13 protein-coding genes are annotated in these 14053 nt (G+C 59.9%); 10 read left to right on the forward strand and 3 right to left on the reverse strand.

The window, feature by feature from the left end; all coding sequences use genetic code 11:
• Positions 1-184 precede the first annotated feature (184 nt).
• The 3 genes from psbZ to NW852_RS04590 all read right to left on the reverse strand — a co-directional run bounded on the left by psbZ (position 185) and on the right by NW852_RS04590 (position 1896).
• The gene (psbZ, locus tag NW852_RS04580; protein WP_011429012.1) at positions 185-370 is read right to left on the reverse strand and encodes a photosystem II reaction center protein PsbZ; all 186 of its coding nucleotides are present in this window, start codon (positions 368-370) and stop codon (positions 185-187) included.
• 177 nt (positions 371-547) lie between these two features.
• Positions 548-1240, reverse strand: a complete 693-nt coding sequence (locus NW852_RS04585; protein ID WP_414370506.1) for a queuosine precursor transporter — start codon at positions 1238-1240, stop codon at positions 548-550.
• Positions 1240-1896 (reverse strand): response regulator, encoded by a 657-nt coding sequence (locus tag NW852_RS04590; protein ID WP_414365071.1) that lies wholly within the window; start codon positions 1894-1896, stop codon positions 1240-1242. The genes NW852_RS04585 and NW852_RS04590 overlap by 1 nt, the downstream gene beginning before the upstream one ends.
• A 248-nt stretch (positions 1897-2144) precedes the next feature.
• Between NW852_RS04590 and NW852_RS04595 the strand changes: the two genes are divergently transcribed.
• From NW852_RS04595 to wecB, 10 genes are all read left to right on the forward strand, one after another.
• On the forward strand, positions 2145-3263 hold the full coding sequence (locus NW852_RS04595; RefSeq protein ID WP_414370505.1) for a class I SAM-dependent methyltransferase: 1119 nt from the start codon (positions 2145-2147) through the stop codon (positions 3261-3263).
• Between the two features lie 159 nt (positions 3264-3422).
• Positions 3423-3878, forward strand: a complete 456-nt coding sequence (locus tag NW852_RS04600) for a hypothetical protein (protein WP_414365067.1) — start codon at positions 3423-3425, stop codon at positions 3876-3878.
• 108 nt (positions 3879-3986) lie between these two features.
• Positions 3987-4331: an MgPME-cyclase complex family protein gene (locus NW852_RS04605; RefSeq protein ID WP_414370504.1), complete on the forward strand. Its 345-nt coding sequence runs from the start codon at positions 3987-3989 to the stop codon at positions 4329-4331.
• Between the two features lie 396 nt (positions 4332-4727).
• Positions 4728-6083: an MFS transporter gene (locus NW852_RS04610; protein ID WP_414377356.1), complete on the forward strand. Its 1356-nt coding sequence runs from the start codon at positions 4728-4730 to the stop codon at positions 6081-6083.
• Positions 6084-6264: 181 nt separating this feature from the next.
• The gene (locus NW852_RS04615; protein WP_414365063.1) at positions 6265-7455 is read left to right on the forward strand and encodes a glycosyltransferase family 4 protein; all 1191 of its coding nucleotides are present in this window, start codon (positions 6265-6267) and stop codon (positions 7453-7455) included.
• Between the two features lie 101 nt (positions 7456-7556).
• On the forward strand, positions 7557-9284 hold the full coding sequence (locus NW852_RS04620) for a PP2C family protein-serine/threonine phosphatase (RefSeq protein WP_414370502.1): 1728 nt from the start codon (positions 7557-7559) through the stop codon (positions 9282-9284).
• Between the two features lie 93 nt (positions 9285-9377).
• Positions 9378-9596: a hypothetical protein gene (locus tag NW852_RS04625; protein WP_414365060.1), complete on the forward strand. Its 219-nt coding sequence runs from the start codon at positions 9378-9380 to the stop codon at positions 9594-9596.
• A 119-nt stretch (positions 9597-9715) separates the two neighbouring features.
• Positions 9716-11185, forward strand: a complete 1470-nt coding sequence (gene argH / locus NW852_RS04630; protein ID WP_414426494.1) for an argininosuccinate lyase — start codon at positions 9716-9718, stop codon at positions 11183-11185.
• A gap of 123 nt (positions 11186-11308) precedes the next feature.
• Complete coding sequence (locus NW852_RS04635; RefSeq protein ID WP_414365059.1) at positions 11309-11929, forward strand: hypothetical protein; 621 nt, start codon at positions 11309-11311, stop codon at positions 11927-11929.
• A gap of 882 nt (positions 11930-12811) precedes the next feature.
• Complete coding sequence (gene wecB / locus NW852_RS04640; RefSeq protein WP_414370501.1) at positions 12812-13939, forward strand: non-hydrolyzing UDP-N-acetylglucosamine 2-epimerase; 1128 nt, start codon at positions 12812-12814, stop codon at positions 13937-13939.
• Positions 13940-14053 lie beyond the last annotated feature (114 nt).

Raw genomic sequence — 14053 nt, forward strand, 5'->3', positions numbered from 1 at the left:
CGAGCAGGCAGCAAGGCCATGAACATGGAATCGAGTTGCTGTCCATTGTAAGGGGGTGGGATCCCTTCTACCGAGAGCGCTCAGGGCCCAACAGGATGCGGAGGTGCGCAGTTTTTCCCCGCTACCGGAACCTTGCAGCCCTGATGCTCTGCAACGTCCGGGAGCTGGTGGGATGGTGGGAGGATCACTTAAAGAAACTGAGTACCCCCACCCCGATCACCATCAGCACCCAGAGCAGGGATCCTACCAAAATGACATTCTTGGCCCGGCTCCAGTCGCTGGCAGAGCTAAAGAGCACCGGCACCGCCACCACCAACAGCAAGCTGTAAAGCACCAACACCAACAGAGCAATTTGGAAAATGAGCATCATCTTTACGGATCCCTCACAAAAGTCTTGTCTTGGATAAGGGCTCCCGACAACACCGGTCTGCCCAACCCGAGCCGGCTCGCTGCACACCGGCGGCGGGGTAGAAAGGATAACGCTCTGACTATACCAAAACTGGGATCCCTCTCAAGGCCAGATCCGTCGGGGCAGCCGATGGATGAACTACCTAGATACAGACTGCATTCGGAAAGGGTTGAAGTCGGTTGCCACGTCAAAGTAGTCTTCCTGTTCCTGTTGCTTCAGCCAGCCGGTGATGGCGTAGGTCAGGGGCGTACAGACTGCCTCAACGGCACACTTGAACACGTAGTTGGAGACGATGAGGCTCATCAGACCGGGAAACACCCCCCAGAAAGCGATGAGAATAAACAGGCCCGTGTCCACCGCCTGGCCCACCAAGGTCGAGCTGATGGTGCGTGTCCATAGCCAGCGTCCCCGCGTCCACACCTTCAGGCGCGCCAGCACGTAGGCATTGGCAAAGCTGCCGCTCCAGTAGGCAATCAGGCTGGCCAGTACAATGCGCGGGGTAAGGCCGAGAATCTGGTTGTAGGCTTCCTGGTAGGGCCAATCGGGGGCTGCCGGCAGGGATCCCACGATCATCAAGGTTACCGACATCAGGGCCGCCGAGAAAAACCCCAGCCAGATCACCCGCCGCGAGCGGGCATAGCCATAGACCTCTGTGAGGATGTCGCCAAAAATGTAGCTGAGAGGGAAGAGGATGGTGCCGCCATCAAAGGTAAACGGCCCCAAGAGCACGATCTTAGTGGAGGCGATGTTGGAAATGAGCAGCACAGCCACAAACAGGGCCGTCACCGCATCCAGGTGCCGGTAGGCGCGCTCCAAGCCTCGCTCAGACATCAGGATCCCCCTAGAAGTTTGCGGATCTGCCGTAGTTCTTTGACAATTAGGGCCAGGCCCTGACTGTGCCGTTCCACTTCGCTGGCAAGTTTACGGATCTGCTCTTCCAGGTTAGCGCTATAAGATTCCTGGCGCTCCAGGCGCTGGTTGAGGTTGGCAAGCCGCGTCACCACTTCCCGCTGGATGAGGTTTTCCGTGCCTTGGATGAGCAGCGTCTCGATGGCGGTGAGCTTGTTCAAGAGTAACTGGGTGTTGGTTTCCGATCCGGGCTCCAGAGCAGCCGCCGGGGTCACTTGCAGGGCCTTTTGAATTTGGGCCAGAAGGGCTTCTGCCTCAAAGGGCTTTTCAATGAAGTCAAAATCGACAAAAGGCTCAGGGATGCGAGCTGTTACCTGCTCTTTCATCCCCGACATGATGATGACGGGGGTATTCTTCAGGCTCTCTTCCTGCCGGATGGCCTGCAATGTGTCATAGCCGTCCATCTTGGGCATGACAAAATCCAGCAAGATCAGGTCGGGGTGATGTTTTTTGGCAGCCTCCAAGCCCGCTAGGCCGTCTTTGGCCTCCAGTACCTGAAACTGGTCAGCCAAGATGCTGGCTACCATCTTGCGGATCATGATGCTGTCGTCAATGACCAACACCGTCTTGGCTGTCATGCTCGGGCGCTCCCTTTTCCCAATCCGTTCGACCTGCTCAGCCCCTTCCTCCAGTGCATGGGGCATCGGGGACGTCCTTCCGGGGACACCAATAGAGTACTCTCCCTCTTAGGGAAGTGGGGTGTGACTAGCAACTTACAGCTCCAATTTCGCCGATTCTCCCAAGGCCGAGAACTTGCCGGTTTCCCATCGCTGCCTTGCTATAATCTAACGTAAACAAACATTAAGCATTCGCACCTTGCAGGGTTATGAGCTTACAGTTGAGCTCCGAGCTGTCGCTGCCGATCCCATCGCCGGTTGGAGAGGCGGCCTACCGTGCCTTTCAGTGGGGCAAAAATCTCTTTGGCTTTGCCCATAAGGCTCTCTCCACCCAGGCTTCGGAGCTGATGCTCTCTGTGCTCAGGGAGCTGCAAAGTTTTTCCTCTGGGAAAGCCCTGCCGCCGCGGGAGCGGGTGAAGGTCAGCGCAGCTATTTTGCAAGAGTTGCGGGCTCGTTACGAACGGCTGCTCCAGGTCGATTGGCAAGATGCCGAGGCAGGTTACTACCCTCACGCGCTTCTCTTTGACAACCCCTGGCTGGACTTTGCTCGCTATTACCCAGCCGTGTGGTTGGAACTGCCCCAGATTACCCAACGGGTCCACAGTCGGCGCTACCAGGAGTTTTCTCCAGACATCTCCACAGAGGGCTACCCGAAATACTACCTGCAGAATTTCCACTACCAAACCAACGGCTACCTAAGCGATCGCTCGGCTGAGCTCTACGACCTCCAGGTGGAGCTGCTGTTTGGGGGCACGGCGGATGCCATGCGGCGACGGGTAATCCGGCTGCTCAAGGATGCCCTCGATCCTGCTCTATCGGCTCCCCACATTCTCGACGTGGCTTGTGGTACGGGGCGCACGCTGCGCCTTTTGCGGGGAGCTCTGCCCAACGCGGCACTGTATGGCCTGGACCTTTCCCCTGCCTATCTGCGCAAGGCCAACCGCCTGTTGCAGGAGTTGCCTGGGGAGCTGCCCCAGCTCATCCGCGCCAACGCTGAGGCTATGCCCTATGCCGACGCCACCTTTGATGCGGTTGTCAGTGTGTTTCTCTTCCACGAGCTGCCCGGCCCGGCCCGGCAAAAGGTCATCAACGAGATGAGCCGCGTGGTGAAGCCGGGGGGCGTCATTGTCATCTGCGACTCGGTGCAACTCTTGGATTCGCCGGAGCTGGAGGAGACGATGGAAGCTTTTGTGCAAACCTTCCACGAACCCTACTACCGGGACTACATCCGCGATGATCTGGGGGTGCGCCTGCAGCAGGCAGGCTGTGAGGTGTTGCGCCGAGAAACCCACTACGTCAGCACTTATATCTTGGCCCGTAAGAGTTGAGCGCCCTTGCCAAAAGCTTAAGAGGGTAAGGAGATTCGCGGTCGCTTGGCCAAAAGCTGTATAGTAGTATCAGACACGAAACCTCGGATAAGAAGCTAAGTCATCAACGCCCTTCAGTGCAAGGCGGTCGGAATCCTTTCTTATCTTATACTTAGGCTCATGTCCCCTCCGTATGGATCCCTCCGTGCCGGCATCACTGCTCTCAAGCAGGAGCGCTACTTAGAGGCGATCAACCTTCTCGAGTCTTTCTGCTACTGCTGCTCGATTCAGGAGAGCTCACCCCGCCAGAAAGAGCGCAACGGTTCCAGGATAGATCCTGAGGAATGCGCTTTGGCGCGGGTAGCCCTGGTTATGGCTTATCAGGGAAGCGGCGACTTGGAGCGCTCGACTGCCCTCTGCCAGGAACTCTTGGAGCAGGGGGAAACCCCTTCAACTCCCCTCTGGGCGCAGGAATGGGCAGCTCAAGCTCTGCCTATCCTCAAGCAGGCTTCAGAGCACTCTATGTCCCCTGAGGAAGTGATAGCGCGGCTACCTGTCCTCCGGCAGTTGCAAGACTGCCAGTCCCTCCGCAGATCTCGCGATCCGGCCCTGCATTTACTCAAGTCTGCCAACTAATCCTGCCAGTAGGTTAAAGTTGGCAACTCTAGGCAAGAGCCGGCGGGAGAAGTTGTGTTTTTGCCAGGAACCCCCCTCTAGGCGTTTGAATCTTACACTTTTCAGAGTATGCCTGCTGCTGAGCCCACCACCTACCACTTTATTGTTGCCAATCTGTCTTTTTTGCGCTCTGAACCTCTGGAGGAAGTGCTGGAGGAGCGTCGCCGACACTATGAGGAGCACCATCGCCCCATCGATTTCTTTTGGGTGCCCCAGCCGGCTTTCATGGAAGCTCCAGAGTTAAGGCTCCTACGCAACAAGTTGAAGGAGCCGCTGGGGGCAGTGGTCTCGACCAATGAGGATTTCATCCGTTGGCTGGCGCTGCGCCTCACTTTTGTGGAAAAGGGCAGCTTTGTAGCCCCCAGCGAGTCGATCCCGGATCCCTTGCGCTCCCTATCGTTGTCAGAAAGCTGATAGCCTTTCCCCACCATCGCCTTAGCGGCTTGCTCAGGGGGGAGGCACAACTTGGGCGGCCAGGGGTAAGCTGCCCTGGAGGGGAGGCAAGTTTGATTGCAGGCTAGGTCAAGATTTAAGATTAGGGCACCTCTCCCAAGCCAGCAGCGGTAATGCTGGAGCGCGGCAGGGAAAGCCAAGGCGGGAGAGAGGGATATGCTGGACGGGGGCACCATGACTTTGGAGCAACGATGGGACTGGCCGGAAGGGGAGGTGGAGGTCTGCCACCGGACTTCTCATCTTCGGGATCTTCCTTCCACATTTCCTTCAACTGAGGTGCTGAAGTCAGAGGCCCCCCCACTTGAGCCGCCGGCAAGTCCCCCCTCCGGCTCGCTGAAGTGTTCGTCGGGGGATCCCTTGCCAGAGCCCCCTCCCCAGGATCCCAAAGAGGATAGCCAAGTGGATTCCCCTTTCTCAGGGACAGGCCTGGGAAACTTTGCTGCCGTCCTGCGTCGACCCAACTTCCTGCTGCTGTGGATGGGGCAGGTGTTTTCCCAGTTGGCCGACAAGGTGTTGTTGGTGCTGCTGATTGGGTTGATCTCGAGGCAGTTTCAGCCGGAAGGGGCCTCCATCAGCGGCTGGGTGGCGGCGGTTATGCTGGCTTTTACGCTGCCGGCGGTGTTGTTGGGCAGTCTGGCAGGGGTGTTTGTGGATCGCTGGCCCAAGAAGGGGGTGCTGGTGCTCTCCAACGTGGTGCGCGGGATCCTGGTGCTGCTGTTGCCGCCGCTGCTCTGGCTCACCGCCGGGCGTGACCTTTGGCCAGGGATCCCTTTGGGCTTTGGCAGCCTGTTGCTGGTGAGCTTTGCCGTCTCTGTCTTGACCCAGTTTTTTGCTCCTGCTGAACAGGCCACTCTGCCGCTGATCCTGCCTAGGCGGGAGCTGTTGGCGGCCAACTCCCTCTACACCACGACGATGATGGCTTCGCTGATCGTCGGCTTTGCCATTGGCGAGCCCCTATTAACGCTGGCGGATCGCTGGGTGCGCGCGTGGTTGCCCGGCTGGGAGGTAGGGCCAGAGCTGTTGGTGGGGGGAGCCTACCTGTTGGCGGGATCCCTGCTGCTGCTGTTGCAACCCCACGAGAGGCTGGAGCCCCGGCCTTGGCAGGCCCCCCATCTCTGGGAAGATCTCAAGCTGGGCCTGCAATACATCGGGCAAATGCCCTTGATCCGCGCGGCCCTGCTGCAAATGGTGGTGCTCTACTCGCTGTTTGCGGCGCTGGCGGTCTTGGCGGTGCGCATGGCCGAGGTGACGGCGGAGCTGGAGGCAGATCAGTTTGGGGTGTTGCTGGCGGCTGCCGGCCTGGGCATGGCCATTGGCGCCTTTTGGGTGGGGCATACAGGCCGGCAGGTGAGCCGTCGCGCCTGGAGTGGGCTGGGATCCCTGTTGCTGTGTCTGTCCTTGGCGGCCTTGTCCTGGACGGAGGGGAAGCTGTTTCCCAGCTTGGCTTGGATTGCCCTGCTGGGCTGTGGAGGGGCGTTGGTGGCGGTGCCCATGCAAACCTTGCTCCAGGAGGAGACCCCCGAACATCTGCGCGGCAAGGTTTTTGGACTGCAGAACAATGCGGTCAACATTGCTCTCAGTTTGCCGCTGGTTTTGGCGGGGGTGGCGGAAACGTATTTCGGCCTTGCCTGGACGTTTCTCGGCCTGGCAGCCCTGACCGGGTCGGCGGGGCTGTACCTCTGGGGTCTGCTGGGTAGAGAGGGGCACAGATAAGTTTTTCTCCTGGATAGCTGCGGCGTAGGGCTGGGTATCTGTCAATGCCTTGTCGGTCTAGGTTTCTCCCCTGAGAGGGGAGCAGCGGGCCGACGTGGGATGCGAGTCTGCTACCCTTATAGAGGCTTTGAATCGCACATCCCGTTGCAGATCAGCGTTCTGGCGCCGTAGGGATCCGCCCATGCACATCGCCTGGATAGGCAAGAAGGCACCTTTCTGTGGCAACGTCACCTATAGCCGTGAGGTAACCAACGGCCTTTTGGAGCGGGGACATCAGGTGAGCTTTTTCCATTTCACTAACGAAAGCCCCTCCCCCAGCCTGGAGGCCCCTGCTGTAGAGGGATCCCGTCGGGGGAGCCGTTGGCATGCTGAGCTGGCGGGGCGGGATGTTTCCCTGCCCTGTCTGTACAAGTCGCAGATTTACACGATCCCGGCTCCCAACGCCCGGCGGTTGCTGACCCAAGCCCTACGGGAATTGCAGCCGGATCTGGTGCATGCCTCGCTGACGATTTCTCCCATCGATTTTGTCCTGCCGGAGATCTGCGCTGAGCTCAACCAGCCCCTGGTGGCTACTTTCCACCCGGCTTTTGACCGACGGCGGCGCAACATCGCCTCCCGCACCCAATACCTGGCCTATCAGCTCTATGCCCCCTGTTTGGCCCACTACGACCGCACCATCGTCTTCTCGGAAACACAGCGGCAGATCTTGGTCAGGCTGGGGGTGAGCCGCGAGCAGGTGGTGGTCATCCCCAACGGCGTCGACGTGGATAAGTATTCGCCGGGGCCCTCCACCCTGAAGCAACGGTTGGGGCTGGAGCGGGTCTTTGTCTACCAAGGACGGATCTCGCCGGAAAAAAATGTCGAGGCCCTGCTCAAAGCCTGGAAGCAGGCTCAAATGGGTGAGAAGTGTGGCCTCCTGATTGTGGGGGATGGACCCCTGCTCAATACCCTCAAGCCTTTCTACACCCGCCAGCACGGGATCCACTGGCTGGGCTACGTTGCCGACGAGCAGCAGCGCATCGAGATCCTGCGGGGATCCGACGTGTTCATTCTGCCCTCCTTGATTGAGGGGCTGTCTTTGTCGCTGCTGGAGGCGATGGCCTGTGGGGTAGCGGCAGTGGCTACCGACGTCGGGGCCGATGGCGAGGTTTTGGCCGATGGAGCCGGGATCCTGTTGGATCCGGGGCGGGTGACGGTGGAGCTGCAAACGCTGCTGCCTCTGTTGCGGGATCAACGGGAATTTACGCAACTGCTGGGGATGAAAGCCCGCCAGCGGGTGCTGGAGCGCTATACCCTCAGCCACAACCTCAGCCAGTTGGAGCAGCTCTACCAGGAGCTGAGTCAGGGGTCCCGTCAGCGCCGCCGGGCGTAAGGAGGACTACTGGGATTGGGCTAAAACTTTTGTGATAGAGCTTCTGATATTTTTGCTAAACTGCATCGTTATGTTTCCAGGGGATTTCCTCTAGCTTCCCGATGGATGAGCACAACCCGCAAAAAGCCTTTCCGGCGCAGCCCCCTGCCGGGCTGTCGGGTTTGTCCTGGTCAGAGTCTCTGCTTGCCCAAGGTGCGGACAGAAACTCCTTTCCCACCAACGTTCCGGCTGCGTCGCTGTCGCCCCTCGATGAGCAGGGCGATCTGCGCTCGGCTCAAGTTGGCCCAGAGGAGGAGCCCGAGGCGGCCTTGGAGGAGAGGGAGCTGACGGAAGTGAAACCGGCCATCTTGCCCGCCCCGCCGAAGCCGGAGCCGGTGGTAGAGCTGGGGACAGAACAGCAGCCGATGCTGTATTTGCTAGGGGGATTGGCCTTTGCCCTGCGCTCCTTCAACAACCTAAACCAGATCCTAGAGCTCACTGCTTTTGTGGCCAGCCAACTCACCGATGCCGAGGGCGGAGCGCTGGTGTTGTTCAACCCCAACGGCACTATTCAGTTGGATCAACTGCATTGTTCGGATCTGAACCGGCGCGAGCAGATTCGCGCCGAGATGGAGCAGATCGCCCAAGCTCTGTCGGCTCAGGAGCCGATTTTAAAAACCGAGGAATCCCTGTCGGTGAAGATCCCGGCCTTGGAACATCTCTTGGACGAACGCCTGCGCCAGAGCCTGGGGCCAGATGTGCGCCTGTTCGGGACGCCGCTGTTGATTCGCAGCTCCGTCCAGGGGCGCCTGTACGTCTTCAGCCGTCAGCCCGGCTACCAGTGGAATGAACGTCGCCAACAACTGCTGCGGTTGGTGGCTGACCAAGCGGGCGTGGCCATCGAGAACGAGCGCTTGACGGCGGCCTTACGCCGCAAAATGGCTCTGGAAAAAGAAATGGAGATTGGCTCCTACATCCAGACCCAACTGCTGCCCCGCCACTACCCCCAAGTCAAGGGCATTCGGCTGGCGGCCCGCTGCCGCGTGGCCAGCAAGGTGGGGGGCGACTACTATGATTTCATCAAGATCCCCAGCGAGCGGCCGGAAAACTCTGAGGCCGCCGCCGATGAGCCGGTTGGATCCCTGGCCCCTTCCCCTGAACCATCCGAAGACTTTCGCTTGGCCATCGTGATTGGGGACGTGATGGGCAAAGGTGTCCCTGCCGGCATGTTGATGAGCATGACCCGTGCCATGGTGCGGGCAGAAGCCCTCAACCGCCACTCGCCGGCCCGCGTTCTCCAACATCTCAACCGGGCCATGTACAGCGATCTGGAAAACTCCAATCGCTTCATCAGCCTGTTTTACTCAGAATACGATCCCCGCTCCCGTCGCCTCTGTTTTAGCAACGCTGCCCATAACCCCACCCTCTGGTGGCGGGCCCGCACCCGCGACATCCAGCCCCTAGACACAGAAGGAGCGCTGATTGGCTTAGAGGAACACAGCCAATACTCGGAAGCCTGCGTGCAACTGCAGCCGGGAGATGTTGTAGTCTATTACACCGATGGCTATGTCGAGGCCGCCAATACCCGCGGGGAGCGGCTGGAGACCTCAGGCTTGATGGACGCCATTCAACATGCTGCCAGTCGCTACGAGTCGCCCGAGGAGATCTTGGAGAACCTTTTTGAGCAGATGGACGCCTTCCGGGGCCGCCAGGGATCCCGTCCTGTTGCCCCAGAGCCGCCGGCGGATCCGGAGCTCTTGTTTCAGGATGAGATTTCCCTGCGGCCTGAGCCGGTGGACGATACAACGCTGGTGGTGTTGAAAGTATTGCCCGATTCTGAGCCAACCTAGCTACGAAGGTTCAAACTAAGGGTACTCTCTAGCTAGGGAAGCCTCTTGGGTGGTGGCCCGCTTTCCTAGTTGACCTTTGCCTGAGGTATAAGCATGCACTTCACTGCTCCTGGCTCCGAGCTCTCCTCGGTTTACTTGCCGGCCTCGCCGGCCTTGCAGACGGAAGTGATTGTCGCCCAGGTGTTCCGGCAGGACGTGCTGGCCGATATCCGCAGGGGTTGGAACAACTTCGTGGAATCGGGCCAAATTTGGGCGCTTTTGATAGGAATCGTGGCGGGCTACATGCTCAAGAGCATCACCAGCTCCCACTAGAGGCGGTGGCACTCGGATTCCTTGGCCCTGAGGTGGCGGCGCCTTGGCCGTCGCTGCTTGGCTTACTTTTTTAGACGAGTCTTTCTGTGGTGGTCGATCCCTATCCTCCTTCCGAGTCCATGTCCCAGCCGACGGCACCTTCCACCCCGCGCCCCTGGAGCGGACGCTTTGCGGGATCCCTGCACCCTCAGATTGCCCGCTTCAACGCCAGCATCGGCTTCGATATTCGCCTTTTGCCCTACGATGTGGCCGGATCCCTGGCCCACGTGCAGATGCTGGGGGCTTGCGGCATCTTGAGCCGCGAAGAGGCAGAGCAAATTCGGCAGGGGCTGGAGCGGATCCAGAAGGAAGTTGCCGAGGGCAGCTTCCAGCCTGACCCTGAGGCGGAAGATGTCCACTACGCCGTCGAGCGCCGCCTGGTGGCCTTGGTGGGGGAAGTGGGCAAAAAACTGCACACGGGGCGCTCCCGCAACGACCAAGTGGCCACCGACCTGCGCCTTTACCTACGGGATCAAATCGACGCTATCCGGCACTTCCTCTGGGAGCTGCGGGGGGTTTTGTTGGACTTGGCCGACCAGCACGTGGAGACGCTCCTACCTGGCTACACCCACCTGCAGCGGGCCCAGCCCATCAGCTTGGCCCACCACCTCCTAGCCTACGAAGAAATGCTCTGGCGGGACTGGCAACGCTTGGGGCGGGTGCGGGAAGAGGTCAACGTCTGCCCCCTGGGATCCGGGGCCTTGGCTGGCACTTCCTTGCCCATCGACCGGCAGCTTGTTGCCCATCTGCTGGGGTTTGAGCGCATCAGCGCCAACAGCCTGGATGCGGTGAGCGACCGCGACTTCCTTGTGGAGTTCCACGCTGCCGCCAGCCTGATCCTGGTGCATCTCAGCCGTCTCTCGGAAGAGATCATCCTCTGGGCCACGCAGGAGTTTGGCTTTGTCGCCCTCACCGATGCCTGTGCCACCGGCTCCAGCCTCATGCCCCAGAAAAAGAATCCCGATGTGCCAGAATTGGTGCGGGGCAAGACAGGGCGGGTGTTCGGCCATCTCCAAGCTTTGCTGGTCACCTTGAAGGGGCTGCCTCTGGCCTACAACAAAGATTTGCAAGAGGACAAAGAGGGGCTCTTCGATACCGTTGATACTGTAAAGGCCTGCTTGCAGGCGATGACAATCCTGCTCCGGGAAGGCATCCAATTCCAAACCCAACGCATGGAGGCCGCCGTACGGGAAGATTTCTCCAACGCCACCGATGTGGCCGACTACCTGGTGCGCAGAGGGATCCCCTTTCGCAGCGCCCACGATCTGGTGGGCCAGATCGTGCGTACCTGTATGGCAGAGGGGATCCTGCTGCAGGATCTGCCCTTAGAGCGCTGGAAAAGCTTTCACCCGGCCTTTGAAGCGGATATTCTGGCAGCCATCGCTCCCCAGCGGGTAGTGGCGGCGCGGCTCAGCCCTGGAGGCACTGGCTTTGCAGTGGTGCGGGAAGCCTTGCAACGGGCCCAGGCCCGCCACCAACAGGCAGAGCCAGCAGAAGAACCCCCACCGACCCGCCTCTCCCCTGGCTCTGGGCTGCCCTTCGAGGGCTGAGCAGTGGCCCTCCCTGCCGCCCTCTTCCCCTCAAGGAGAGGGGAGTCAGCCGCCCATTCCTGCTTGCCCTCTCTATCCGTGGAGCGACCCCCCAGCCATTGGCCTTGAGAAACCGGAGGAAGGATGCGAGCCAGAGCCATCTCCCCACCCCCCTCTGCCCTAGGAGAGGTGGTGGAGGCCGACACCACAACTTTTGTGGCCCAGTGCCTAAGGCCGGAACGCCTGACCTTCCCGACCCTGCCCGCTCTCGGCAGTTGGGTCCGCTCCCAAGACGAGGAGACCGGCAACCTAATCTATGGGGTGGTCTGCTACGCCGCCATGACTCCCATCGATACGGTTCACCGCCCCAGAGCGTTGGGCCTCTCCACACAGGAGCTGCGGGAGCAGCAGCCCCAGATTTTCGCCATGTTGCGCAGCGATTTCCGCGCTGCCATTGTCGGCTTCGTTGGCGGGGGACGAGTTTATCAGTACCTGCCGCCGCGCCCGCCCCAGATTCACCAGCCGGTCTACCCCTGCTCTGAAAGCGAGGTAAGGGAGTTTTGCCGCTCTTTTGAGTTTTTGCGCACCCTGCTGCGTGTCAACGGGATCCCCAGCGACGAGTTGGTGGCCGCTGTCATCCGTCAGACTTACCGGATCTTGAACCGGGATCGCCACTGGTTGGTGCAAGCAGGGCGGCAGTTGAGCTCGCTGTTGCGAGATGATTACGAACACCTCAGCGCAATTTTACGAAAGATTGAAGCCTAAGCGAAGAAATATTGAGAATAGTCCTGAATCCCGCCGAAATTTCATCTGAGGGTGATAGCCTGAGGCGAAATCTTGTGAATCATCCCTTTTGTACCCTATTTCTTGCGTCAAAATGTTTAACAAATTTAATCCCTCTGACAAACCCTCCAAAGGCAACTGGGCAGGTCGCACTTTTTCCGCTGCTGTAGGCGCTTCGGTGGCAGCGGCTATTTGCATGGCTCATGGCCAGCCGCCCTTCATATCGCTGCTGGTGGCCAGTTGTGCAACGGTGTTTACCCTCGTTTGTGATGAGATGAGCTGGATATAGGCTCGGGGCCAGCTTTGGGCTTTTAGCCCGTCTGAGGCAACCATCGAACGACAAGATATCGACAAGATACTCTCCGGATCAAACGCCGCTAAGAGTCTCTCTGGGGGATGCGTAAGCGTCTGCTGCGCAGTTCGTCTTGGCGGGCCGTAGTCCTTGGCAAGCTAGAAGAGGGCGGATACGGATTCCTGTCTCTCCAGGCTTTTGGCTGGATCTGGAGGCCCTGGTAACTGTCGCTGGCCCGGCAGCCTCCAGGCCCACTTGGGCAAGGTGGGCAGGGATCGAGCAGCGCTGTTTGGTTTTGATGTTTTTTGCCGGATCCCTGCCCAGGGCTGGCTTCGGCGAAGCAAAGGGTAGAGCAATCGGGGGTTAAGATCGGGGGAAGCGCCCTCTGCTGGTTTCTCTTTGCCTATAGTTGGCCCCAGGGACATCCCCATCTACAGAGGCTGTGCTGCCGCAACTTGAGAACCAGTCAGGCCCTTTCCAAAACCTGATTTCAAAACCTGATTTGATGGTCGCTCTGTCTGGAGCCGAGCCAGAGCTGCTCGCCTCCCCCAAGCGCCGATGCCCTTGAGCCTATGACCTCCCTTCCTCTGGTTTCTGTGATCTTGGGCACGCGGCCCGAAGCCATTAAGCTAGCTCCGGTAATCCAGGCCCTGCGGGCCAGTCCACACCTGCGCACTGAGGTGATCCTGACAGGGCAACACCGGGAGATGGTGGATCAGGTGATGCGGCTCTTCGGCCTACGGGCGGATCGGGATCTGGAGATCATGCGTCCCCGCCAAAGCCTGACTGACATCACCGAAGCCACCCTGCGCGGCCTGGAACCCTATTTTCAGGAGCGCCAGCCCCAACTGGTTCTGGTGCAGGGCGATACTACGACCGCCTTTGCCGCTGCCCTGGCCGCTTTCTATCAACGCATCCCGGTGGGGCATGTGGAAGCCGGCCTGCGCACTGACGATCTCTACCACCCTTTTCCTGAAGAGGCCAATCGCCGTCTCATTTCTCAGTTGGCCAGCCTGCACTTTGCCCCCACCCCGCAAGCGGTGGATAACCTGAAGCGAAGCCACGTGGTTGGCTCCATTTACTGCACCGGCAACACCGTCATCGACGCCCTGCTGCAGGTGGCCGCCCACGGGATCCCTTGCCCCATCCCCGGCCTAGACTGGCAGCGCTACCGCGTTTTGTTGGTTACTGTGCACCGGCGGGAAAACTGGGGGGATCCCTTAATAGCCATCGGCCAGGCTCTGCTGCAGATTTTGGCGGAGTTCCCCGATACGGCCCTCCTCTTGCCTCTCCACCCCAACCCCGCGGTGCGGGATCCCCTGCAGGCCCTTTTGGGATCCCGGGAGCGAGTTTTTCTTACCGAGCCCTTGGACTACCCCTGCTGGGTCAGCGCCATGCAGCGCTGCACTCTCATCCTCAGCGATTCCGGTGGTATTCAAGAGGAGGCCCCCGCCCTGGGCAAGCCGGTGCTGGTGCTGCGGCAGACCACCGAGCGGCCGGAAGCCGTTGCTGCCGGCACCGCCCGCCTGGTGGGTACCCATCCCGAAAAGATCCTGGAGGCGGCCCGAGAATTGCTCACGGATCCCCAGGCCTACGCCCGCATGGCCCAGGCCCAAAACCCCTTCGGCGACGGCACCGCTGCCCGGCAAATTTGCCACATCATCGAGAGGCAGTTTAACTCGCCCATCTCACCAGAATAAGGCCCGCAGAGGCTCAGACTGTTGTGGGGAGAACCGTTGCCTGCTCCTCCCTTGCTTAAAATGCGGCTGCTCCGAAGAACTCTATGACTCAAAAAGTCAGTCAACTGAGGAGAC

Source organism: Synechococcus sp. H60.1 (assembly GCF_047462335.1).
Lineage (GTDB): Bacteria > Cyanobacteriota > Cyanobacteriia > Thermostichales > Thermostichaceae > Thermostichus.